At 58.5% G+C, this 24149-nt stretch carries 21 protein-coding genes; 14 read left to right on the top strand and 7 right to left on the bottom strand.

The window, feature by feature from the left end:
• The first annotated feature begins 13 nt into the window (after nucleotides 1-13).
• From J7413_RS18735 to J7413_RS18715, 5 genes are all read left to right on the top strand, one after another.
• Nucleotides 14-733 carry a molybdopterin-binding protein gene (locus tag J7413_RS18735; protein WP_209101027.1) on the top strand — a complete coding sequence of 240 codons (720 nt, stop codon included), beginning with the start codon at nucleotides 14-16 and terminating at the stop codon, nucleotides 731-733.
• Entirely contained in the window at nucleotides 730-1461 is a 732-nt protein-coding gene (locus J7413_RS18730; protein ID WP_209101026.1) for a GNAT family N-acetyltransferase, read from the top strand. Before J7413_RS18735 ends, J7413_RS18730 begins: the two co-directional genes overlap by 4 nt.
• 15 nt (nucleotides 1462-1476) lie before the next feature.
• Complete coding sequence (locus J7413_RS18725; RefSeq protein WP_209101024.1) at nucleotides 1477-2049, top strand: peroxidase-related enzyme; 573 nt, start codon at nucleotides 1477-1479, stop codon at nucleotides 2047-2049.
• Nucleotides 2046-3020, top strand: a complete 975-nt coding sequence (locus J7413_RS18720) for an OmpA family protein (RefSeq protein ID WP_209101022.1) — start codon at nucleotides 2046-2048, stop codon at nucleotides 3018-3020. Before J7413_RS18725 ends, J7413_RS18720 begins: the two co-directional genes overlap by 4 nt.
• 87 nt (nucleotides 3021-3107) lie before the next feature.
• Nucleotides 3108-3356 (top strand): WGR domain-containing protein, encoded by a 249-nt coding sequence (locus tag J7413_RS18715; RefSeq protein ID WP_209101020.1) that lies wholly within the window; start codon nucleotides 3108-3110, stop codon nucleotides 3354-3356.
• 61 nt (nucleotides 3357-3417) lie between these two features.
• On the opposite strand, the gene J7413_RS18710 is transcribed toward J7413_RS18715, so the two are convergent.
• The gene (locus tag J7413_RS18710) at nucleotides 3418-4614 is read right to left on the bottom strand and encodes a hydantoinase/carbamoylase family amidase (RefSeq protein WP_209101018.1); all 1197 of its coding nucleotides are present in this window, start codon (nucleotides 4612-4614) and stop codon (nucleotides 3418-3420) included.
• A gap of 136 nt (nucleotides 4615-4750) precedes the next feature.
• Between J7413_RS18710 and J7413_RS18705 the strand changes: the two genes are divergently transcribed.
• Entirely contained in the window at nucleotides 4751-5410 is a 660-nt protein-coding gene (locus tag J7413_RS18705) for a histidine phosphatase family protein (protein ID WP_209101016.1), read from the top strand.
• Between the two features lie 50 nt (nucleotides 5411-5460).
• Here J7413_RS18705 and J7413_RS18700 read toward each other — a convergent pair whose 3' ends face one another.
• Nucleotides 5461-5643 carry a zinc-finger domain-containing protein gene (locus tag J7413_RS18700; protein WP_209059921.1) on the bottom strand — a complete coding sequence of 61 codons (183 nt, stop codon included), beginning with the start codon at nucleotides 5641-5643 and terminating at the stop codon, nucleotides 5461-5463.
• A 129-nt stretch (nucleotides 5644-5772) separates the two neighbouring features.
• Between J7413_RS18700 and J7413_RS18695 the strand changes: the two genes are divergently transcribed.
• Complete coding sequence (locus J7413_RS18695) at nucleotides 5773-6705, top strand: ABC transporter ATP-binding protein (RefSeq protein WP_209101014.1); 933 nt, start codon at nucleotides 5773-5775, stop codon at nucleotides 6703-6705.
• 12 nt (nucleotides 6706-6717) lie between these two features.
• On the opposite strand, the gene J7413_RS18690 is transcribed toward J7413_RS18695, so the two are convergent.
• On the bottom strand, nucleotides 6718-8295 hold the full coding sequence (locus J7413_RS18690) for a DUF5928 domain-containing protein (RefSeq protein WP_209101012.1): 1578 nt from the start codon (nucleotides 8293-8295) through the stop codon (nucleotides 6718-6720).
• A gap of 149 nt (nucleotides 8296-8444) precedes the next feature.
• Between J7413_RS18690 and J7413_RS18685 the strand changes: the two genes are divergently transcribed.
• Together J7413_RS18685 and J7413_RS18680 are read left to right on the top strand one after the other, a co-directional pair.
• Nucleotides 8445-9263, top strand: a complete 819-nt coding sequence (locus J7413_RS18685) for a sulfotransferase family protein (protein WP_209101044.1) — start codon at nucleotides 8445-8447, stop codon at nucleotides 9261-9263.
• A gap of 264 nt (nucleotides 9264-9527) precedes the next feature.
• Complete coding sequence (locus J7413_RS18680; protein ID WP_209101010.1) at nucleotides 9528-10433, top strand: LysR family transcriptional regulator; 906 nt, start codon at nucleotides 9528-9530, stop codon at nucleotides 10431-10433.
• Nucleotides 10434-10559: 126 nt separating this feature from the next.
• Here J7413_RS18680 and J7413_RS18675 read toward each other — a convergent pair whose 3' ends face one another.
• From J7413_RS18675 to J7413_RS18660, 4 genes are all read right to left on the bottom strand, one after another.
• Nucleotides 10560-12587, bottom strand: a complete 2028-nt coding sequence (locus J7413_RS18675; protein ID WP_348538780.1) for an NADPH-dependent 2,4-dienoyl-CoA reductase — start codon at nucleotides 12585-12587, stop codon at nucleotides 10560-10562.
• A 339-nt stretch (nucleotides 12588-12926) separates the two neighbouring features.
• Complete coding sequence (gene dnaE, locus J7413_RS18670) at nucleotides 12927-16445, bottom strand: DNA polymerase III subunit alpha (RefSeq protein WP_209101008.1); 3519 nt, start codon at nucleotides 16443-16445, stop codon at nucleotides 12927-12929.
• 142 nt (nucleotides 16446-16587) lie between these two features.
• A complete protein-coding gene (locus tag J7413_RS18665; RefSeq protein WP_209101040.1) occupies nucleotides 16588-16782 on the bottom strand; it encodes a SlyX family protein in 195 nt (64 codons plus the stop codon).
• Nucleotides 16783-16857: 75 nt separating this feature from the next.
• A complete protein-coding gene (locus J7413_RS18660) occupies nucleotides 16858-17424 on the bottom strand; it encodes a carboxymuconolactone decarboxylase family protein (protein WP_209101006.1) in 567 nt (188 codons plus the stop codon).
• Between the two features lie 98 nt (nucleotides 17425-17522).
• Between J7413_RS18660 and J7413_RS18655 the strand changes: the two genes are divergently transcribed.
• The 5 genes from J7413_RS18655 to J7413_RS18635 all read left to right on the top strand — a co-directional run bounded on the left by J7413_RS18655 (nucleotide 17523) and on the right by J7413_RS18635 (nucleotide 24033).
• Nucleotides 17523-18095, top strand: coding sequence for a TetR/AcrR family transcriptional regulator (locus J7413_RS18655; RefSeq protein WP_209101004.1), 573 nt, complete (start codon nucleotides 17523-17525; stop codon nucleotides 18093-18095).
• 143 nt (nucleotides 18096-18238) lie between these two features.
• On the top strand, nucleotides 18239-19741 hold the full coding sequence (gene hisS / locus J7413_RS18650) for a histidine--tRNA ligase (RefSeq protein WP_209101002.1): 1503 nt from the start codon (nucleotides 18239-18241) through the stop codon (nucleotides 19739-19741).
• The gene (locus J7413_RS18645) at nucleotides 19741-20826 is read left to right on the top strand and encodes an ATP phosphoribosyltransferase regulatory subunit (RefSeq protein WP_209101000.1); all 1086 of its coding nucleotides are present in this window, start codon (nucleotides 19741-19743) and stop codon (nucleotides 20824-20826) included. Before hisS ends, J7413_RS18645 begins: the two co-directional genes overlap by 1 nt.
• The gene (hisG, locus tag J7413_RS18640) at nucleotides 20823-21521 is read left to right on the top strand and encodes an ATP phosphoribosyltransferase (protein ID WP_209100998.1); all 699 of its coding nucleotides are present in this window, start codon (nucleotides 20823-20825) and stop codon (nucleotides 21519-21521) included. The genes J7413_RS18645 and hisG overlap by 4 nt, the downstream gene beginning before the upstream one ends.
• Nucleotides 21522-21666: 145 nt before the next feature.
• The gene (locus tag J7413_RS18635) at nucleotides 21667-24033 is read left to right on the top strand and encodes a Tex family protein (RefSeq protein WP_247743628.1); all 2367 of its coding nucleotides are present in this window, start codon (nucleotides 21667-21669) and stop codon (nucleotides 24031-24033) included.
• The last annotated feature ends 116 nt before the right edge of the window (nucleotides 24034-24149 follow it).

Genomic DNA, 24149 nt, shown 5'->3' with positions numbered 1-24149 from the left:
AAGGAATGAGATCATGACAAACCCTACTGCCGCCATGCTGGTCATCGGTGACGAAATTCTGTCGGGCAGAACGCGCGACGCGAATATGCACTATCTGGCAGGTGAGCTGACCAAGCAAGGGATCACGCTGGCTGAGGTGCGCGTAGTGCCGGATGTACCGGAAAAAATCGTTGGTGCGCTGCGTGCGCTGTCGGCAGAGTATGGCAGTGTATTCACCTCCGGTGGCATAGGGCCGACCCATGATGACATCACGGCCGATTGCGTAGCCGAGGCTTTTGGCGTTCATATCGACATTCGCGATGATGCGCGTGCGCTGTTGCAGGCGCATTATGACAATTCCGGGCAGGATTTTAATGCGGCGCGCCAGCGGATGGCGCGTATTCCCGATGGTGCCACCCTGATCGACAATCCGGTGTCGGTTGCGCCGGGGTTTGTGGTGGAAAATGTTTATGTGATGGCCGGTGTGCCTTCTGTGTTTCAGGCGATGGTGGCGAGTGTTCTGCCAACCCTCACAGGCGGCGCGCCGTTGCTGAGCCAAACCCTGCGCATCGAGCGGGGAGAAGGTGAGATTGCCGGGCCGCTGGCGGCGCTGGCTGAGGAATTTTCTGATCTGTCGATTGGCTCGTACCCCTATCAGCGCAACGGCGTTTACGGGGCGAATGTGGTGGTGCGCGGCACAGATGGTGCGCGCATTGATGCGGCGATGGCACGGCTGTCTGGGCTGTTCTCATGAGTGCGACGCCGGACGCGCGGCAGCTCTATGATGTCGTAGACGCCACATGGCCCGCAGCGCGGAGTTTCGCCGTTGGGCCGTTTCTCATTCGCGAAGGTAAAGGCGGGGGCAAGCGGGTGTCCGCAGCCACCGCGCTGGGCTCCTTTGATGACAGCGATATTGCTCGCGCAGAACAGGCTATGACCGCGCTCGGGCAGGGCTTGTTGTTTCAGCTGCGTGAGGGTGAAGAGGCCCTGGATGCGGCGCTGGCTGCGCGCGGCTATGAGGTCATTGATCCTGTCACCATGTATGTGATCGAGGTGGAGGCGCTTTCGCAAGAAGAGCCGCCGCGCACGGCGGCAATCCCCGCTTGGGAGCCGCTCAAGATCATGGAAGAGATCTGGGCCACAGGTGGGGTTGGCCCCGAACGTATCGATGTGATGCGCCGTGCAGAAGGCCCGAAAACCGGGATGATTTCGCGCTGGAACGACAAGCCTGCGGGGGCGTCCTTCCTCGCCATGCATGAGGGTGTCGGCATGGTGCACTCGCTTGAAATTCTTCCGCATCAGCGCCGTCAGGGCGTTGCGCGGTTTTTGATGCGCCGCGCCGCGATCTGGGTGCAGCAGCGCGGGGGCACGCATCTTTCAGTGATCTGCACCACAGCGAACGAAGGGGCGAACGCCCTCTATGCTTCCCTCGGGATGCGCGTTGTGGGACAGTATCATTACCGCCAGAAAACAAACGCTTGAGGGAGGGGAAAGACCATGAGCACAGCAGAGATGCCAACCGCACTCGACATTCCGATGATGGACCCGCTGCCGCCGGAGACGCAGCGCTATTTTGAGATTTGTCAGGAAAAGCTGGGCATGGTGCCCAACGTTCTGAAGGCCTATGCCATCACGGTGGAGAAGCTCAATGCTTTCACCGCGCTCTACAATGATCTGATGCTGGGCGAGAGCGGGCTGAGTAAGCTTGAGCGCGAGATGATTGCGGTAGCGGTGAGCTCGATCAACAAGTGTTTTTACTGTCTGGTGGCGCATGGGGCCGCGGTGCGGCAGCTTTCGGGTGATCCGAGTCTGGGCGAAAAGATGGTGATGAACTGGCGTGTGGCGGATCTGGATGCGCGGCAATATGCGATGCTGGCCTTTGCTGAAAAGATGACGGTGGCTTCGAGTACAATTGAAGGAAATGACCGTCAAAAGCTGCGCGATGTTGGTTTCTCCGATCAGGACATCTGGGATATCGCCAATGTGGCGGGGTTCTATAACATGTCCAATCGTGTGGCCTCCGCAACCAACATGACACCCAACGAAGAGTATCACGCGCTAGCAAGATGAAAACTGTCCTGGCAATAGGCGCGGCGATTGTTATGCCGTTTGCGTGCTGGGCGTTTGAACCCCAGTTTGACGGTGCAGGTCAGCTGATGGCTGATACGGTGGAGCCGCAAGGTCTATTGTTGTTGTCAACCGGCCCCTTCGAGGATGGTTTTGTTCCCTCCCGAAGCCTGCCAGGAAATGTAACCCGACGCAGTTGGCGGCTGTCACGCAATTACCCTGGTGTGGCCGCGCTTGCGGTTGAGCTTGAATCGCAGATGCGCGACCAAGGTTATGACGTTGTATTTAAGTGTGAAACAAATGCATGTGGTGGGTTTGATTTTCGATTTGGCATCAATGTGTTCCCGCCACCTAAGATGTTTGTGGATCTCTCCAACTATTTCTATCTGGCCGGCGTGAATGAAACCAGCGACTCGTTGCAGGCCACGTGGGTTATGGTCAGTCAGACAGTGCAGGCAGGCATGATCCAAATTGATAGCGTTGCAGTTCAAAAAACTGACGAGCCCAGTGGGAAAGCAGCGCAGGATGCGTCGCAAAATGAAACTCAAGTACAAGTTTCAGAAAGTCATTCCGTCTTGCCAATAGCCGCTATCAGAAATCTTGGCTCGGAATTGGAGCAGAACGGCCATGTGGTTCTTTCCGATCTTTCTTTTGAAACCGGTGCATCGAAATTGGCTGATCAAGAATTTAAGTCTCTGACGGCCTTGGCGGAGTATCTGAAAGCACGTGAGGACATGCGCATCGCGCTGGTCGGTCACACGGACAGTCAGGGCACGTTAGAGGTCAATACCCGGATCTCGCAGCAGCGGGCGCAGGCGGTGAAGAATAGGCTTGTTGAGCTCCATGGCGTGCCTAGTAAACAAATCGAAGCGCGTGGCGCAGGCTATCTCGCACCTGTGGGAAGCAATTTGACCGATACAGGGCGCAACGCCAATCGGCGTGTCGAGGCAGTTTTGCTAAGCTTTGACAATTAAATACTGAGCGGTTTGCAAAGGGCAGGTTTTCTCGGGTGGGGCGAAGCTGCGTTGCGCTGTGAGTGTGCCTGACATAGACAATGCGTTATGTCGATCTGCATGATGTATAAACCCACGCGCTGGGCGCGCCCAAGGTACTACCGGGTTGAAATCGCGATGAACTTATTTGATGAAGTCTCGGTTTTGCGAGAGTGGGGCGTGCAGGGCGGCAAAGGGCGCACGGTGGTCAATATGTTTGGCAACTTGCGTGACGCATCGCTGGCGGCAGATTCTTTTCGACGTAAAGCGCTTAGACGCGGGTATGCGCGCGACACGCATACATTCTCTGTTTCATGAAATGTTTTCCGCGGCGCATACACATTCTTATGCCTTTGGTGTCTGTCAAAGCTCTATTAGTCTAATTCGCAAGCCGTGACACAGCACGCGACAGGACCTGCAGTCCCTTTACCAAGTCGGCTTCTTTGGTGTCTTCCTCAAATACATGGCTGACTCCATTTATGGAGGGCACAAACAGCATTCCGACAGGTAGGATTTTGGCCACATTGGCTGCGTCATGCAGCGCGCCTGAGGGCATCATGCGATGCGCATCCGGGGCCAGCTCGGCAGCGGCATCGGAAAGAGCGGCCTTAAAGCGCGGATCCATCTGTGTCGGGGGCAGGGACCACGCGCCACCAAAAGAAACGGTTCCTCCAAAACGAGAGGCACAGTCTTTGGCGAGCTTTCTGATCAGTGTGTCCATGTCTTGCAGGCGGCCCTCTGATCCGTCGCGCCATTGCATGGAGAAGGTCACGCTGCCGGGCACCACGGAGCTGGCGTTGGGGTGCAGGGAGACATGGCCGATGGTCCAGACTGTGGTGTCTGTGACGATATCCGGCAGGGCGGCATTCAGCGATTGATTAAACGCGGAAAGCATCTGAAACGCGTCTTTGCGGGTGGACATGGGTGTGGTGCCAGCATGGTTCTGTGCGCCGTCGAAGGTGATCTTGAGATCGCGGATGCCGACAATCTCGGTCACAATACCGATTTGCTCACCTGCCAGATCAAGCCACGGGCCCTGTTCAATGTGCATTTCCAGAAAGCCAGTGAACTGTGCAGGATCCACCCAGCCCTGATCCAGATGGGCCATGCTCTGACGGGCCTCTGCGAAGGTGATGCCCGCGTCATCTGTCACTTGGTCTATCTCTTCGAGCTGGGTCACGCCACTCCAGAGCGCGCTGGCAGTGGTGCCGCCAAAGCGGCCTTCCTCGTCCTGAAAGGACACAACGGACACGGGTGGGCCGCCGCCCTCTTTATGGGCACGAGCGATTTCAAGCCCGGCGATGACGCCAAGCGCCCCATCGAGCCAGCCGCCTTCGGGCTGGGTGTCGGTGTGTGAGCCGAGCAGCAACGAGGGTGCCTCTACCAGTCCCCAGACCGAACCAGCCGGATCAAAATGTGGCGTCAGCCCTGCCTCTTCAAATCGGGTGGCAAGCCATTGGCGGGCGGCAATGTCATCTGCACTAAAGGCCCGTCGTTGCACACCTTTGCCACCACCCGCCGCTCCAATGGCGCGCAGCGCATGTAGGTCTTGAAGAAAACGGTCGGGGTTGAGCATGGAGGGGCCTCATTTGTGAATGGCCAAACCCTAAACCTCAGAACGCGAAGCGCAAGCCGGTGGTAGCGAATTTGCTTTCCGAAGACGCGTGTCTTCGCTACGCATGGGCCACCGCTGCAGTTGAGAAAGGTCGCAGATGCCTCACATCACCCTTGTGCGCCACGGACAGGCCAACACCGAAGCCCGCGATGAGCACAGCTATGACAAGCTGTCGCCTTTGGGTCATCAACAGGCCGCATGGCTCGGTGCGCATCTGCGAGGCAATGGTGAGCGGTTTCAGCGCGTCTATGTGGGCAGTATGCGGCGGCATCGGGAGACAGCGGAGAGCCTTGGCGCGGCAGAGTTTTCCGAGATCGTGGAAGATCCCCGTTTGAATGAATTTGCCTATTTTGATCTGTCCCGTTTGATGGAAGAGCAGTTCGGGCTGGAGGTGCCGTCAGATCGTGAAGGGTTTGTACGTCACATGCCGCGTGTTTTACGCGCCTGGCAGGAGGGCGAGATCAAAGGTGTACCGGAAAGCTATGCCGATTTTGATGCGCGGGTGAAGGCGGCGATGGTGGACATCGCCTCCGGTGAGGGGCGCGCGCTGGTGGTCACCTCTGGTGGCTTGATTGGCGCGGTACTGCGGCAGACGCTTTCGCTTGACGTAGACGGTTGGGCGCAGATGTGTCTGGCGATCCAGAACACCTCAGTGCACCGCTGGCAGATGGTCCTGGGCAAGCCTTTGCTGGCACAGTTCAATTCTGTGGCGCATCTTGAAGCCCCAGATCGGCAGTTTGCACAGACCCATTTGTAAAACCGATGCGATGGGTGCCTCGGAGGGGCACCTCGGCGCGGATGGATTGCTTAGGCAACTTTGTCTTCGAAGTCTTTGTGGATATATTTGCAGTCGCAATAGGGGCACTCGACCCAGCCGTGTTCATTTGGGATCTGCAACCAGACACGGGGATGGCCCAAGGCACCCTCGCCGCCGTCACAGGCAATGCGATAGCTGTCAACGATCTTGGTTTCAGGGGCGGCAATCGTCATCGCAAACATCCTTTGGCTGGGTTAGGCGCTGGCCCGTCACTTGGCAATTTCCCGGGATTTGGTTGTGGTACCGGCCCCGTTTCGATAGGGCAAATATTATGGATTGCACAGCGAGGGGCAAGAGCGGTCATGGTTCAGAATGCGATTGAAATCCGCGGGCTGCAGAAGACCTACAAGGGTGGCCGTGGTGAGCCAGAGAAACAGGCGCTTAAGGGCGTAGATTTGGCTGTGCCAGCGGGATGCATTTTTGGCCTGCTGGGGCCGAACGGAGCCGGCAAATCCACCATGATCAATATTATGGCAGGCCTCGTGACCAAGACCGCAGGCAGCGTGCGCATCTGGGGATTTGATCAGGATGAAAATCCGCGCCAGTCGCGCGCGGCGATTGGGGTGATGCCACAAGAGCTGAACCTGGACCCTTTCTTTACGCCGCGTGGGGCGCTGGAGGTTCAAGCGGGGCTCTATGGTGTGCCCAAGGCACAGCGACAGAGTGATGCCATTTTGGAAATGATTGGGCTGTCTGATAAGGCCGACGCATATGCGCGCACTTTGTCAGGTGGGATGCGGCGACGCCTGTTGCTTGGTAAGGCGTTGGTACATGCGCCACAAGTCCTGGTCTTGGACGAGCCAACCGCCGGTGTGGATATCGAACTGCGACAGATGCTTTGGCGCAATGTGCGGCGTCTGAATGAAGAGCAGGGCACAACGATCATCCTGACCACGCATTACCTCGAAGAAGCTGAGGAGATGTGTGATGAGATTGCGATCATCAATCAGGGAGAGTTGGTGGCGCAGGACAGCACCCGCAATCTCTTGGGGCATATCGATCAGAAATGTATGTTGATCCAGCCTGCTGGCGCCGTTGATATCTTGCCCGAAGCTGAAGGTATTTCAGTGGAGCGTCGCCCGGATGGCGCTTTGGCGATCAGCTATCAGGCCAATACCACCTCAGCCGAAGATGTGCTCAATGCGGTACGTGTCGCTGGGATCTCAATCCAAGATGTGAAAACCGAGCAAGCTGACTTGGAAGATGTCTTCCTGAAGCTGACCAGCAGTCGCTGACCCTGCCGTGCCTTAGTCGCTGAACAGATAGTCCGTTCGCACAATTTCTTGAGCGGTCTCATCTGTGACATGCAAAAAGTTCTTTATGGCGTTGGTGTGACTGTCCTCTGAGCTGCCCTCAATCATGCGTGATAGGTTTTCAAAACCTGCATCCCGAATGCGGTCACTCTCATTGAAAATGTCGCGCTTGATGGTTGGCAGGAGACGTTCCAGTGTTTCCGCCGGGGTCTGCTCGCCTGCGAGGCCGATCCGGATAGCATGGCCGGTAAGATACTGATCTGAAAAATCACACTGAATTTCCAGCATCCGCGTGGTGGATCGATCACTGAAGAAATCCTGCATCAGTTCAAGCGCGCTGGGATCAAGGCAAATCAGAAGGCGGTCAGTGTCGTAGTAGTCAAACAACATACGCATAAGCGCCCGACGATGGCGCGTGCGTTTGCCAAGGGTGGATTGAATGCCGCCCAGGTCAGGCAACTCTGTCCCTTCCTCGTTAAACAGATAAGCAATTGTTGGGATGTTTGTTGTCTGGCTGATTTTGTCCAGCAAGCGTTTGGCCACGTGCCACTTCTTGCACACCAATAACATCAATTCACGATCTCGGCCCAATGTGCTTTCTGTTTCCCAGAAGCGGCTGGCAAAACGCTTGCCTTGTCTTCCGCGCCCGGTGAGGAAGCGGAACAGGCTCGGGCCTTCAGCGGAGATTTGGAATTGTACGCCCTTCTCCGCGTAAAGTTGCCCGAGGCGCTCCTTGAGCTCCAGGGCATCAGGGCTGATCTTGCGCGCGAAGAGGTAATCCTGGCTGATCAGCAGGTCGTAGTGATCGTTGTAAAATGTCAACGGCATCCCGTAGTCGGTGAACATCAGGAAGGTCAGCGTGCGGGAGCGGATTTCTTCGGTTGGCACGAGATGACGCACAAGTGTCTGGAAAAACGTCTCATCCGGTATCCACGTGGTGCGGAAAAAGCGCATCACATCGCGGCGTTTTCGCGTGAAATTCAGCACCGCTTCGATGGTCTGGCGGCGCAAACACCACCATTGGCTGCCAATCATCACTTGGATGTCGGCGGGGATCTCGCGTTTCAGGCCCAGCTTTTTCTGCAGGTTAAAGGTCGCATAAAAGCGGCGCTTCTGAGTGCGCTCGTTGAACCAATGGCGATAGATCAGGCGCTCAGCCTTCATGCCAGTTTTGATCCAGTTGCTCTCAAAGAAATCAAAGCTTTCGATGAAGTCGACATCGTTTTCGTCGAGAAAGTTATGGATGTACTCAGACGATTTGATGACCATGCAGTCACCCGAAACCATATAAAAATGGGAGGCGCGCGGGAATTTTTTGACAGCCGTTTCAACAGCGTTCAGTGTGGCCTCAACCAGTGACCACTCTCCCCAACCGCATTTAACACGCTTCTCAGCAAAGGCCACATTCTCGTTGTTGCCTAACGCCTCTTGCAGCAGTCGAAAATGCTCTGGTTTGGCACGACCGTCAAAATGAATGCAAATGTGATCGCCGGTGGCCGTAAGACGCTGCGCCTGTTTGATGATCGCCTCTGGATCCTTGTGGCACAAAAGAATGTAAGCAATTCTCGCCATGTAGCCTATTCGATCCCCGCTTTGACGTTCTGTAATTATCCATTTAAAGATGAACGCACGTTGAATAAACAGGCATTGTTTGGAATTTTGAAATACAAAAGCAAGACCGTGGTATTTGCGTGAAACACGGCGATAGCGGAGGCATGGCAATGGGATTTCCCGGCACTTGGATGACGGAAAGCGAGAGCGTGGTATACCGCGTTGTGCCGAAGTGTGCGTGCTCCACGATCGGACAGATCATGTATTACTCCGATCATGGCGCGTTTTTTGATGGCGATATCCATGATGCCAAAGGTGGGATGCACAAATGGGCGCTCGAAGGCAGTCACCAACACATCACCGACAATGTGCGTGACCATCGCTCGTATGCGTTCACCTGCGTGCGCAATCCTTACACGCGCATTCTTTCGTCTTTCTTTGACAAGATTTGCGGCATCCAGCGCAACGGCAAGCGCTATCGGGGCAATCTGGTGCCGATGTTGGTTCAGAAGTATGGAATCGAAGTGGGCGGCGATGACGGCAAGCAGGAGTTTGACCAGATTCAGAGCTTCCGCCGTTTTCTCTTGTTTGCACGCGACACCATTCGCTGGCGTCGCCCGATGGATCCTGACATTCACTGGTCCGCCATGTCCGGCCATATCTCTACATTCATCGTGAATGGTGGGGCTTACGACAAGATTTTCTGGACCGAACAGTTCAACGACGGCATGCAGAGCGTGTTGGATCAGATTGAGACGCCGCATGCGGTGGATCTAACAAACATCCCGCGCTTCAACGAATCTGAGGGCCACGGCCCCAAGCGCGCGCATCCGGTGGAAGACTATTTCGACGATCTTTCGATGCATCTGGTCTATGAAATCTACAAGCGCGACTTTCACCTGTTCAAATATGATTTTGAGAATCCGGCCAACAAAATGCCGATTGGAGAAATTGACTTGGATGAGGTCCACGCCAAACTGGGCGACTGATCGGCAGGCAGATCAGTCTGTTTGGCGAAGCTGGGCACAACACAGATGTTTTGTGGCCTGCGCTGTTTAGGTAGATTTACACCTAAGTCGAGTGCGGTTTTGATGTGTCTCTGGGGGCTTACGAAACGTGGAAACCGAGTGTTTCCCTGTTTCCATGCCGCAAACGATCCCATGAAAACCCCGATATTGTCCGGCCTCTGCCCATATCCTGCCTGATTCTGGGGGCATAGATGGTGTTCAAGCGAGTAACTAAAGGACACCAGCATGGATCGCCTGACCGAGATGGAAGCTTTCGCCACTGTTGTGGATCAAGGCGGATTCACGGATGCCGCCAAGAAGATGGGCATTTCCAAGTCGGCGGTGTCAAAACACGTTTCTTCCCTTGAAGCCCGTTTGGGCGCGCGTCTGTTGAACCGTACGACCCGCCGTGTTTCACCTACAGAGATTGGGTTGGCCTATTATGATCGTGCCCGCCGCGTCCTGAATGATGCTGGCGAAGCGGACGCGTTGGTGACCTCCATGCAGTCAGCGCCCTCGGGCCTGTTGCGGATATCGGTGGCGACGGATTTTGGCGTCAATCACCTCTCCCCGGTGCTGGGAGACTTCTTGGCGGAATTCCCTGATATCACTGTGAATATGGTGCTCAATAATCGCTATGTGGAGCTGATCTCTGAAGGGTTTGACGTGGCTATCAGAATTGGGGAGCTTGAAGACAGCACCCTTCGGGCGCGTAAGCTGACCGAGACGACGAAACGTATGATTGCGAGTCCGGCCTATTTTGAAAAATACGGACGCCCGGAAAAAATCGACGATCTGAACCACCATAAACTGTTGCACTATTCGAGCCAGGCCAATGGCGCAGTATGGAAGCTGACCGCACCGTCTGGCGAAAAGCGGCAGGTGCGCACGGCCGGATGGCTTTCGGTGAATGATGGTCAGTCATTGCTCAACGCTGCGCAGTCTGGCCTTGGCATCGCCTATCTGCCGAGCTTTCTTTACGGCGAAGCGCTGGAACAGGGGCTGGTCGAGGAGGCAATCCCAGATCTGCCGGTAGAGACACAAGGCATCTATGCGGTCTATCCACCCGGGCGTTTTACCCAGCCTAAAGTGCGCGCGTTTATTGACTTTATGGTCCACGCTTTTGGCGACAAAGGCCCGACCAACTGGTAACTTTCCCTGGCTTTCTATGAAAGCAACCTTGGCTCGGGTTCTTCGCGAACTCGGGCTTTTTCTTTTGTGCGGACCACAAAAAAGGGGAGCGGCCAGCGCTCCCCTTTTGGTTTTCTTATCAGAGCTTTACAGGCTTGCAGCCAGGCGTGTGCCCTGGTTGATCGCGCGTTTTGCGTCAAGCTCGGCAGCCACATCCGCCCCGCCAATCACGTGGCAGGTGACGCCTTCGGCTTCCAAGGCATCAGCGAGGCTACGATCAGAAAGCTGACCTGCGCAGATCACCACATTGTCGACTGCGATCACCCGAGGATTTTCACGCGCTTCGCCGAAGGAAATGTGCAGGCCCTCATCGTCGATCCGCTCGTAGTTCACGCCGCCAAGCATCTCGACGTTTTTCATCTTAAGCGCGGCACGATGGATCCAACCGGTTGTTTTTCCAAGACCTTTGCCCAGTGCTTTGGCCTTGCGCTGCATCAGCGTGACCTGACGTGCGGGGGCGTGAGGCTGCGCACCTTCGGGGGCAAGGCCGCCACGGTGTTCTGCAGGGTCTGCGACCCCCCATTCCACCATCCATTCCGGCAGGTTTTCGGTGAGGCTTTCCCCTTCGTGCACAAGGAATTCGGAAACATCAAAGCCGATGCCGCCTGCGCCGATGACGGCGACTTTTTTGCCGACAGGTTTCTTGTCGCGCAGCACATCAAGATAGCTCAGCACCTCGGGGCGGTCTTGGCCCGTAATGCCCGGATCGCGGGGCACGATGCCGGTGGCAATGATGACCTCGTCAAAGCCAGCCAGTGTGTTGGCAGTGGCCTCGGTGTTCAGCCGAACCTCGATGTCGAGATCGGCGACCATGGCTTCATACCAGTCCACGAGCCCCCAGAATTCCTCTTTGCCGGGGATCTGTTTGGCAACGTTGAGCTGGCCGCCCAGTTTGTCGGCGCGGTCGATCAGGGTGACCTTGTGGCCGCGCTGCGCGGCGGTCATTGCGGCGGACAAGCCGGCTGGCCCAGCGCCGACAACGGCGATGGACTTCATCGCATCCGCAGCAAGGATCGGCAAGTCGGTTTCGTGGCAAGCCCTTGGATTCACAAGACAAGATGTGAGCTTGCCGCCAAATGTGTGATCCAGACAAGCCTGGTTGCAGCCGATGCAGGGGGCGATGTGGGTGGCTTTGCCTTGGGCGGCTTTGTTCACGAAATCGCTGTCCGCCAAGAAGGGGCGGGCCATGGAAATCATGTCGGCGCAGCCCTCGGCCAGCACCTCTTCGGCCACTTCTGGCGTGTTGATGCGGTTGGAAGTGATAACCGGGATGCCAACCTTGCCCATCAGCTTTTTGGTGACCCATGCAAAGGCGCGGCGGGGCACGGAGGTGGCGATGGTTGGAATGCGCGCTTCGTGCCAGCCGATGCCGGTGTTGATGATGGTGGCACCTGCTTTTTCAATCTCTTGCGCCAGCTGCACCACTTCTTCGTGGGTGGAGCCATTGGGCACCAGATCAATCATCGACAGACGGTAGATGATGATGAAGTCCTCACCGACAGCCTCGCGGCAGCGGCGCACCACTTCGATGGGCAAGCGGATGCGGTTTTCATAAGCGCCGCCCCAGCGATCGGTGCGCTTGTTCACATGGGTACAGATGAACTGATTGAGGAAATACCCTTCGCTGCCCATGATCTCCACACCGTCATATCCGGCCTCACGTGCGCGGACGGTGGCGGTGATAAAGTCTTGAATTTGCTTTTCAATTCCCTCTTCATCCAATTCCTTGGGCGGGAAAGGGGAGATCGGGGATTTGATCGGGGAGGCCGACACACATTCCGGCCCATAGGCATAGCGTCCGGCGTGCAGGATCTGCATGGCGATCTTGCCTCCGGCCTCATGGACGCGGTCTGTCACCACCTTGTGGTTGGCGATGTCCTGATCGGAAAACAGCCCTGCGGCGCCGGGGAAAACACCGCCCTCTTTGGAAGGGGCCATGCCGCCTGTGACGATCAGGCCAACGCCGCCGCGGGCGCGTTCGGCATAAAACTCGGCCACTCGGTTCCAGTCTTTGGTTTCTTCCAGCCCGGTGTGCATCGAGCCCATCAGGACGCGGTTTTTCAGAGTGGTGAAGCCCAGATCAAGCGGGGCCAGCATATGGGGATAGTGAGTCACGGGTGCCTCCATCGGTGCCTCGTTATTTGAGTTGACCAAAACGTAAAGCAGAGGCGCTGTCACCCCTGAACGCGGCGTCATCGCCGCTGCGTCATGGCCAAAGTGTTGCGCGGCGATTTGGTCATATTAACCCTAAATCGCGACGTCGGTATTGCGTCGGTATCACGGCTGTATTGCGTAGGTGCCAAATTCAGGCGGCTGCAAAACCTTAAGGCGCCGCGCGTTGCGCCTTCCTCTTGCCCAAAATATCCCGGGTGAAGCCCCATCTGTGATGGGGCGAGGGCAGCGCCCTCCACAGGCTCAGCGCAGCTGAGCCGGACCCAAGCGCAGCGCGGGAGGTCAGACCTCCTGCACCGCCATCACGCCTTCGACAGATTTCAGCGCGCTTTTGATCTGCGGATTGACCGGGAAGCCTGCGCCCACGTCGATCTCCACCTCGCCGGGCAGCTCCATATTGGTGAGGCAGAACATGATCGGCCCTTTGGGGGCCTTTGGCATGCTTTCCTTTGCGCCCTGCAGGATGTTTGCCACTGGCCCCACGGCGTTGGCATCATCGAGGAAAATCTTGAGGCCCGCATTTCCGGCATCGGCAACAATGGTGTCCACCGGGGTCATGGATTGGGCCAGTAGCTTGAGCTGATCACTTTCCATTTCCGCCTTCACGGTCACCACCACCTTGGAGCCAGTCTCCAGATAGTCGCGGCATTTTTCCAGCGTGTCCGAGAAGATCGTGACCTCATAGGCCCCGGTTGGGTCGGAAAGCTGGGCAAAGGCGAAGCGGTTGCCGCGCGCGGATTTGCGTTCTTGGCGGCCAGAAACACGACCGGCAAGTTTGGCGATACAGGCCCCGCCGCGCGCCTTGTCGGTGAGCTCATCCAGCGTCATCACCTGCTTGCGTTTCAGAGCGGCCATGTAATCTTCGAGCGGGTGACCGGAGAGGAAGAAGCCGATAGCCTTGGCTTCCTCATCCAGACGCTCAGCCTGCAACCAGTCCCCGGCGGGGGAGAGGCGCGGCTCTGGCAGGTCATCCCCGGCCTCGCCAAAGAGCGAGACCTGATTTGAGGTCTTCTGTTCCTGAATGGCGGCGGAGTAGTTGACCAGACCATCGAGGCTTTCCAGCACACGGCGGCGGTTGCCATCGAGCTGATCAAAGGCGCCGGAGCGGGCGAGCATTTCCAGCGGGCGTTTGCCCACTTTTTTGAGATCCACCCGACGGGCGAAATCAAAGAGCGTGGCAAAAGGCTTATCCTGCCCGTCGACCTTGCGGCCTTCGGTGACGAGCTTCATCGCCTCCACACCGACGTTTTTCAGCGCCCCAAGGGCGTAGACCAGCGCGCCATCGACCACTTTGAAGGTGGCGTCAGAGCGGTTCACGCAGGGTGGCACATAGGGCAGTTTGAGGGCTTTTTTGACCTCTTCAAAATAGACCGCGAGCTTATCAGTGAGGTGGATATCGCAGTTCATCACCCCGGCCATGAATTCAACCGGATGGTTGGCTTTGAGCCAGGCGGTCTGATAGCTCACCACCGCATAGGCGGCCGCGTGGGATTTGTTAAAGCCGTAGTTGGCGAATTTTTCCAGAAGGTCGAAAACCTCGGAGGCTTTCTTGGCCGGAACGCCGTTTTCGGCCGCGCCTTTTTCGAATTTCGGGCGCTCGGCGTCCATCGCCTCTTTGATCTTCTTACCCATGGCGCGGCGCAACAGGTCGGCGCCGCCAAGGGAGTAGCCCGCCATGACCTGCGCGATCTGCATCACCTGTTCCTGATAAACGATGATGCCCTGAGTTTCCTCAAGGATGTGGTCGATCAGCGGGTGGACGGATTCGATCTCGCGCTGCCCGTTTTTGACCTCGCAATAGACCGGGATGTTCTCCATCGGGCCGGGGCGATAGAGCGCCACAAGGGCAACGATGTCCTCAATACAGGTGGGTTTCATGCGCTTGAGCGCATCCATCATGCCGGTGGATTCCACCTGAAACACGGCCACAGTTTTGGCGGCGGAATAGAGATCGTAGGTGGGTTTGTCATCCAGCGGGATGGCGTTGATCTGGTTCTCAGCCCCATCGGCAGGCTCATAGAGCTGGGTGCCATCGGCGGCCACATGCAGCGGGCGGCCCGAGCTGTGGATCTGCTCGATGGCGTTCTGGATTACCGTGAGGGTTTTCAGACCCAAGAAGTCGAACTTCACCAGACCCGCCTGTTCGACCCATTTCATGTTGAACTGGGTGGCGGGCATGTCAGAACGGGGATCTTGGTAAAGCGGCACCAGCGCATCCAGCGGACGGTCACCAATCACCACACCAGCGGCGTGGGTAGAGGCGTTGCGCAACAGCCCTTCAACCTGCTGGCCGTAGGTCAGGAGGCGGTTCACCACCTCTTCGTTTTCGGCCTCTTCGCGCAGGCGGGGCTCTTCCTTGAGGCTGTCGGCGATGGACATGGGCTTCACGCCCTCCACCGGGATCAGCTTGGAGAGGCGATCCACTTGGCCATAAGGCATCTGCAACACGCGGCCGATGTCACGCACGGCGGCTTTGGACAGAAGCGCACCAAAGGTGATGATCTGTCCCACTTTGTCGCGGCCGTATTTCTGCTGCACATATTTGATGACCTCCTCGCGGCGGTCCATGCAGAAGTCGATGTCAAAGTCGGGCATCGACACCCGTTCCGGGTTGAGGAAGCGTTCAAACAGCAGCGAGTAGCGCAGCGGATCCAGGTCGGTGATGGTGAGCGCGTAGGCCACAAGGCTGCCCGCACCGGAGCCCCGGCCCGGCCCCACGGGGATGCCCTGATCCTTGCCCCATTGGATGAAGTCCGCAACGATCAGGAAGTAGCCGGGAAAGCCCATGCCTTCGATGATGCCGAGCTCAAAATCGAGCCGTTCCTGATATTCCTCCACACTGACGGCGTGGGGGATCACCGCAAGGCGGGCCTGCAGGCCCTCATTGGCGATGCGGCGCAGCTCAGCCACCTCATCGTCGGCAAATTTGGGCAGGATCGGGTCGCGCAGATAGGTGGCAAAGGCGCAGCGTTTGGCGATTTCCACCGTGTTTTCAATCGCTTCAGGGAGATCGGCAAACAGCGTGATCATCTCTTCTTGCGATTTGAAATAGTGCTGCGGGGTCAGGCGGCGGCGGCCCTCCTGCTGATCCACATAGGCCCCTTCCGAGATACAGATCAGCGCATCATGCGCCTCATACATATCGGTTGTAGGGAAGTAGACATCATTGGTGGCGACCAGCGGGATGTCCATGGCGTAGGCCATTTCGATAAAGCCGCGCTCGGTCCGCTGTTCGGCTTCGGGTTTGCCATGTTCACCGGGATGGCGCTGCAGCTCTACATAGAGCCGGTCGGCGAAGATCTCTTTGAAGCGGGTCATCATGGCCTGCGCGGCGGCGTGCTGGCCTGCGCGCATCATGCGCCCCATCGGCCCGTCCGGCCCACCCGTGAGACAGATCAGCCCAGTCGAATGCGCCGCCAGCTCTTCCATCGTGACCTGCGGCAGCTGCCCGCCCTTGTCCACGTAGAGGCAGGAGGACAGCTTCATGAGGTTTTCATAGCCTTCCTCGCGCTGGCTGAGCAGCACGATGGGGGCGGGGGGCGGCGGCGCGGTGCGCCCGGTCGGGTCGTTGTGCGGCATGTGCAGATCGACCTGACAGCCCACGATGGGCTGAATGCCGGCTTTCTGCGCGCCCACCGAAAACTCAAGCGCGGCAAACAGGCTGTTGGTGTCGGTGATGGCCACCGCAGGCATGCCCATGCTTTCACAAAGCGCGGGCAGTTTTTTCACGCGCACGGCGCCCTCCAGCAGAGAGTATTCCGTGTGGGTGCGCAGGTGAATGAATCGGGGAGCTGTGGTCATTGCCACAGGCTATCTCAGCCCCGCGGAGGAGGAAACACCCGCCAGCTTTCTCATTCCAAAAATATCCCGGGTGAAGTCACATCATTGATGTGACGAGGGCAGCGCCCTCACGCAGGCTCAGCGCAGCTGAGCGACCGGACGGTCAATAGTGTGGCGGGCGTTCGTCGCCGATGACCACGCCACCGCCGCCCTCAGACTCGCGGCTGGCTTCGCGTTCCATCAGCATGTGCACGCGGCGGGTGAGCAGGGCGATTTCGCTGTCCTGGCGGGCCACCACATCGCTGAGATCCTCGATGGTGCGGGTCAGGTGGGCAATCTGTTCTTCAAGCTGTTCCATAGCGCTGCCATAGGCGCGAAAGGGCCGCGCCGTCAAGCGCAGCCCCTGTGTGAGCATGGGTCACATTCGGGAGGGTTACACCGCCAGTGGCGTGGTGCTGCGCTCCCATTTCAGGGGTTCAAACATCGCATCCACAGGCGTCTTGGCCACGTGGTTGACGTAGTTGGAAATGGTTTTCTGAGACAGACCCAAGATCACATCGAGCACGGCGCGGTGGCCGTAACCTGCCTCAAAAAACGCCTGCATCTGTGCATCGGTCACATTGCCGCGCTCGCGCACCATCTGCACGGTGAAGGTGCGCAGTGCTTCAAGCTTTGGAGAGGGCAGCGGGGTTTCGTTGCGCAGTGCTTCAGTGATCTCATCTGCCACTTTCATGCTTTTGGCGATGCCGCTGTGGGCGGGCACGCAGTAGTGGCAGCCATGCTCAACATTGATGGATTGCCACACAACGGTCAGCTCTTCGGCGTCAAATGCGGTGGCGGTGAACAGTTGGTGCAGGGCGTTGTAGGCCTGATACGCCTGCGGGCTTTCAGACAGCACTTTGTACAGGCCGGGGATGGTGCCGTAGGCTTTCTGTGCCGCCTCCAACTGTGGTTTGGACTCTTCTGGGGCGGAGGTGAGGTCGTGGGAGGGGAAAGACATCGGAGGGTTCCTTTTCTGGGTTGGTGATGTGGAATTAGGGTTTCTTGAGTGATCACTCAAGTATATATTTTGAGTGATCGTTCAAGAAAGTGTGAGCCATGCCCCGCCGCCCGAGTTTTGACAAAGATGAGTTGATTGACCGTGCCACGGATTTGTTCTGGCGGCGTGGCTGGGCGGGCACGTCGTTGAAAGATCTTGAAAATGAACTCAAACTCAAGCCGGGCAGCTTTTATGCGGCGTTTGGCTCCAAGGATGCTTTGTTTGAATTGGCGCTTGATCGATTTGCGCGCGATGGCGCAAAGGCGATTGCGGTGCTGGTCAATGAGATTGGCCCGCTCAACGCGCTCAAGTCTTGGCCGATGCTGTCTGTTCAGGATGCGCAAGCGCCCGCGATGGCCTGTATGCTGTCCAAAACGCTGCTGGAGCTGCGCACGCATGCCCACCCTCTGGCGGATCAGGCGGCAGCGCATCTGAATACCTTTGAGCAGGTTTTTGCAGATGTTTTTGCCCAGGCTCAGGCTGCGGGTCAGATCCGCGCCAGTCATGATCCCAACAAGCTTGCGCGGCGCTATCAGTCTGACCTCTTGGGGGTGCGGGTTCTGGCGGAACACAATCCAGAAGGTGCTGCGGAGATTGCGGAGGATATCGCGGAAGGCCTGTCGTCGTTGTGACGGCACAGGTGCGCAGTGAATGCGCACCCTACGGAAGCACCGGAAATGCCACGGTTCTTGAGACTGTCATAAAGCCTTTCCTTGCTCCTGTGCGGGGCATTCTGTAAAGGCACAGGCGTAATTATTTCACAGGGACCATAGCAATGGCCAAGCAGAAGAAAGCCCCCCGCCCCAAGGCAGTTACGCCAAAGGGGTTCCGCGACTATTTTGGTGTGGAGGTGACAGAGCGCACCGAGATGCTGCATCAGATCGCTGGGGTCTATCATCGCTATGGGTTTGAGGCCCTGGAAAGCAGCGCGGTGGAAACCGTTGAGGCGCTGGGCAAGTTTTTGCCGGATGTCGATCGCCCCAATGAAGGCGTGTTTGCCTGGCAGGAGTTTGACGAGAAAGATCAGGGTGACTGGATGGCGCTGCGCTATGATCTGACCGCGCCGCTGGCGCGGGTTTATGCACAGCACCGCAATGATTTGCCCAATCCCTACCGTCGCTATGCGATGGGGCCTGTGTGGCGCAATGAAAAGCCGGGACCGGGGCGTTATCGTCAGTTTTATCAATGTGATGCGGACACTGTGGGCACGGCGAGCATGGCGGCGGATGCGGAAATCTGCGCGATGCTGTCTGACACGCTGGAGACCGTGGGCATTCCGCGCGGGGATTTCCTTGTGCGGGTGAACAACCGCAAGGTCATGAACGGCGTGCTGGAAGTGATGGGGCTTGGTGAAGACCCGGTTGCTCGTGACAACGTGCTGCGCACCATCGACAAATTCGACAAGGTGGGCGAAAGCGGCGTGCGTGAGCTGCTGGGCAAAGGCCGTCTGGACGCCTCTGGCGCTTATATCGATGGTGTGGGCCTGTCTGACGACCAGATCGAGCCGGTGATTGCCTTCCTGACCTCCAAAGCGGGTGATGTTGCCAAGACCTTTGACAACCTGCGTGGCGCTGTTGGCGCCTCCAAGGTGGGGGCTGAGGGCATTGCCGAGCTGGAACAGATTGGTGAGCTGCTGGCCGCTGGTGGCTATGGCAGTGACCGGATTGAGATCGACCCCTCCATTGTGCGCGGTCTGGGCTATTACACCGGGCCGGTGTTTGAGGCGGAGCTGACCTTTGAAATTCTTGATGAGAAGGGCCGCAAGCGGCAGTTTGGCTCGGTCTCTGGCGGCGGGCGTTACGATGGTCTGGTGAAGCGGTTCACGGGTCAGGAAGTGCCTGCGGTTGGGGTGTCGATCGGGGTGGATCGCCTGCTGGCGGCGCTGCGTGAAAAGGGCCGGATGGGTGGCGTGGCCACGGGGCCAGTGGTGGTCACCGTGATGGATCGCGACCGGATGGCGGATTATCAGGCGATGGTGGCCGAGCTGCGCAATGCGGGCATTCGCGCCGAGGTCTATCTTGGCAATCCGAAGAACTTCGGCAACCAGCTGAAATACGCGGATAAGCGCAACAGTCCTGTGGCTGTGATCGAAGGTGGTGACGAGAAAGCCAACGGTGTGGTGCAGCTCAAAGACCTGATTTTGGGCGCAAAAATTGCCGAGAGCGCCACGCTTGAAGAGTGGAAAGAACGCCCGAGCCAGTTTGAGGTGCCACGCGGTGATCTGGTGGCGAAGGTGCGCGAAATTCTGGCGTCTCAGAGCGAAGAGCAGGCGGGCTGATGGCACAGAAATCCAAAATCCGCGCGCGGGCGGCGGCGCTGGCTGCCGGCTTTGAAGCGGCGGGGGCGGTGCCGGTGGAGACACCTGTGCTTTTGCCAGCTGAGGCTCTGCTCGACCTTTATGGTGAGGACATTCGGGGCCGCGCCTATGTGACCTCTGATGCGTTGCGCGGGGAGCAGATGCTGCGCCCTGATTTCACCGTGCCTGTGGTGCAGATGCATATGGCCCACGGCGCGGAACCGGCGCGCTATACCTATGCGGGTGAGGTGTTTCGGCGGCAGGAAGATGATCCTGCGCGGGCCAATGAATATATGCAGGTCGGCTATGAGGTGTTTGACCGCGAGAACCCAGCGGCGAGCGATGCCGAGGTGTTTGCGGTCATTCAAGATGCGCTGAAAGGCGTGGAGCTGCGCGCTGCCACCGGGGACATTGGCATTCTGGCCGCAGCGGTGGCTGGGCTTGAGACCACAGAGCACCGCAAGCGGGCGCTGGCGCGTCATATCTGGCGGCCGCGCAAGTTCAAAGCGTTGCTGGAACGCTTTGCCGGGCGGTCTGAGGTGCCTGCGAGCCGGGCGGCGCTTTTGGCGGCAGACGTTCCGATGGCGCATGGCTATAGCGACATTGGCCTGCGGTCACAGACAGAGGTGGCCGCACGGATTGATGCGCTGCGCGAGGATGCGGCGGCGGAGCCAATTTCGGCCCTGCAAGTGGAGCTGATCGAGGCGCTGTTGGCGGTGCGGGAAACCCTGCCCAACGCGCTGGAGCATATCCGTGATCTGGCGGTGGATATGCCCGCAATTAGCGGCGCGGCACGGCGGTTGCGCGAACGTATGGAGGCGCTCGATGCGCGCGGTGTGGATGTGGCGCGCCTTGAGTTTGAGGCCAGCTATGGCCGCACGTCGATGGAATATTACGACGGGTTTGTCTTTGGCTTTTATGTGCCGGGGCGTGCGGATCTGCCTGCGGTGGCAACGGGCGGGCGCTATGATGCGCTGACCCAAGTGCTGGGTCAGGGGCGTGAGATTCCTGCCGTGGGTGGTGTGATCCGCCCTGGTGTGTTGGTCGATCTGGAGGATGCAGCATGAGCATTAAGCTGGGTGTGCCCTCCAAAGGGCGGCTGATGGAGAAGACCTTTGACTGGTTTGGTGCGCGCGGTGTGCAGCTGAGCCGGACGGGATCGGATCGGGAATATGCCGGTGCGGTTGAGGGTGTGGATGGCGTGGAGCTGGTGCTGCTCTCTGCCGGGGAAATCCCGCGCGAGCTGGCGGCGGGGCGCATTCATTTGGGTGTCACGGGCACGGATCTTGTGCGCGAAAAGCTCGGCCAGTGGGAGCAGCAGGTGGCAGAACTGGCGCTGTTGGGTTTTGGCCATGCGGATCTGATCATTGCGGTGCCGGGCTGTTGGGCCGATGTGGACACGCTGGAAGATCTGGATGCAGCGGCAGCGGCCTTTCGCGAAACCCATGGGTTCCGGATGCGGATTGCCACCAAATATCACCGTTTGGTGCGGGAGTTCCTGCGTGACAATGGTGTGGCGGATTATCAGCTGGTGGACAGCCAAGGCGCGACCGAAGGCACGATCAAGAATATGACGGCGGAAGGCGTGGCGGATATCACCTCGACAGGCGATACGCTGCGGGCCAACCACCTGAAAATCCTGTCTGATGCGCTTGTGCTGAAGTCGCAGGCGACGCTGTTCAAAAGCCGCAAGGCGGCGATGACGGATGCGGAGCGCGCGACCATGAAGGCGCTTTTGCAGAAGCTTGAGCTTGACGGTTAACGCTGCATGACTTTGGGGTGTCGCCATGTCGGCGGCATCCTTGTTTGCTCTTTCGGCGGTATTTCTCTGAGCGGGGCGATCCGCTCTTGGCCCTGCGGCAGGCAATGCTAAGAAGGGTGCTCCAATGATTTTCAGGAGAGCCCCCTTGGACACGAGCACGCGCATTTTCCGCACCATTGCTGGCGAGATTGCCGCCAAACCCGATCAGGTTGGGGCGGCTGTGAAGCTTTTGGATGAGGGCGCGACGGTGCCATTTGTGGCGCGTTACCGCAAAGAGGTGACAGGCGGGCTGGATGACAGCCAGCTGCGGACCTTGGCGGATCGACTGGCTTACTTGCGGGAGCTGGAAGCACGGCGGGAGACGGTTTCGGCCTCGATCACCGAGCAGGGCAAGATGACCGATGCGCTGGCCAAAGCCATTGTGGGGGCTGAGACCAAAGCCGCGCTGGAAGATATTTACCTGCCTTACAAACCCAAACGCCGCACCAAGGCGATGATCGCGCGGGAAAACGGGTTGGCCCCGCTGGCAGAGGCGATTTTGGCGGATCGCACGGCGGACCCTGAGGCGCTGGCGGCGGGTTACATCACCGAAAACGTGGCCGATGTGAAAGCAGCGCTGGATGGCGCGCGCGATATTGTGGCCGAAGGGCTGACAGAGAATGCCGCGCTTTTGGGCGAGCTGCGCAGCTTCTTGCAGAAAGAGGCGATTGTGGCGGCCAAAGTGATTTCCGGTCAGGAACAGGCGGGCGCGAAGTTTTCGGACTACTTTGAGCATTCAGAGCCGTGGTCCAAAGTGCCAAGCCACCGTGCGCTGGCGATGATGCGCGCCTCCAAAGAAGGCGTGATCTCGCTGGACATTGGCCCTGATCCCGAGGGCGGCAAAGAGCGGGCCGAGGCGATGGTGGCGAGCTATCTCGACACCCGTAGTGAGGCGCCCGGTGATCTGTGGTTGCGCAAAGTGGCGGGCTGGACCTGGCGGGTGAAGCTGAGCCTGACGATGACCGTGGATCTGATGGGCGAGCTGCGTGCGCGGGCGCAGGAAGAGGCCATTCAGGTATTTGCGCGCAACCTGAAAGACCTCTTGCTTGCGGCTCCTGCGGGGGCGAAGGCGACGCTGGGTCTGGACCCGGGCATTCGCACCGGCTGTAAAGTGGCGGTGGTGGATGCCACCGGTAAGCTGTTGGATACGGCCACGATTTACCCCTTCCAGCCGAAGAATGATGTGCGCGGCGCTGAGGCGACCTTGATGGCGCTGATTGCCAAACATGGCGTGGAGCTGGTCGCGATTGGCAATGGCACCGCAAGCCGGGAGAGCGAGAAGCTGGTGGGCGAGGTGCTGAAGCATCTGCCAAAAGGTGTGAAAGCGCCGACCAAAGTGGTTGTGAGCGAGGCAGGGGCCTCGGTCTATTCCGCAAGCGAGCTGGCGGCGCGGGAGTTCCCGGAGCTGGATGTGTCGTTGCGCGGGGCGGTGTCGATTGCGCGGCGTTTGCAGGATCCGCTGGCGGAACTGGTGAAGATTGAGCCAAAGTCCATCGGGGTTGGCCAGTATCAGCACGATGTGGATCAGCACCGTTTGGGCAAGTCGCTGGAAGCGGTGGTGGAAGATGCGGTGAACGCGGTGGGTGTGGATCTGAACATGGCGTCGGCCCCGCTCTTGGCGCATGTGTCCGGTCTTGGGCCCGGTCTGGCGGAAGCGATTGTGGCGCATCGGGATGCCAATGGCGCCTTTGGCTCGCGCAAAGAGCTGTTGAAGGTAGCCCGCTTGGGGCCGGTGGCCTTTGAACAATGCGCGGGGTTCTTGCGGATCACCGAAGGGAATGAGCCGCTAGACGCCAGCGCGGTGCACCCGGAAGCCTATGATGTGGCGCGCAAGATTGTCTCGGCCTGTGGCCGGGATGTGCGCAGCCTGATGGGCGATGGCGCGGCGTTGAAACGCTTACGGGCGGAGGAGTTTGTCTCCGAGAAATTCGGCCTGCCAACCGTGCGCGATATTTTGAGTGAGCTGGAAAAACCGGGGCGTGACCCGCGCCCGACGTTTAAGACCGCGACCTTTGCTGATGGGGTTGAGGAGATCTCTGATCTCAAGCCCGGCATGGTGTTGGAAGGGACGGTGACCAATGTGGCGGCTTTTGGAGCCTTCGTGGATGTGGGCGTGCATCAGGATGGTCTGGTGCATGTGAGCCAGTTGGCGGATCGCTTTGTGAAAGACCCACATGAAGTGGTGAAAGCCGGGGATGTGGTGAAGGTTACTGTTACCGAGGTGGATGTGCCGCGCAAACGGATTGGGCTTTCCATGCGCAAGGATGGCGGGGCCTCAGCCAAGGAAGACCGCAACGCGCGGGCTGGTTTTGGCGGTAAGGGGCGCGGTGGTCCGGGGGGATCCGGCGGCGGGCCGCGTGGGAAAGGGTCGCGTGGTGGTGGCGGTGGCAATCACGGTGCCAAGCCCAAGCAGCAAGACAGCGGCAATGGTGCGCTGGGGGCGGCGTTGATGGATGCGATGCGGAAGAAGTGATGAGGGGAGGGCGGCGCCTGCCTGGGTAGGCGATTTTGCAGCGTGAAAGGCTGCGCTTTGGTTCCCCAAACCACTTGGCTCACTATCTATTGAGCCGTTGCAGATGCGCCTGCCGG

This window comes from Shimia sp. R10_1, from assembly GCF_017744095.1.
Taxonomy (GTDB): domain Bacteria; phylum Pseudomonadota; class Alphaproteobacteria; order Rhodobacterales; family Rhodobacteraceae; genus Shimia.
This window is presented reverse-complemented; position numbering and strand designations above follow the sequence as displayed.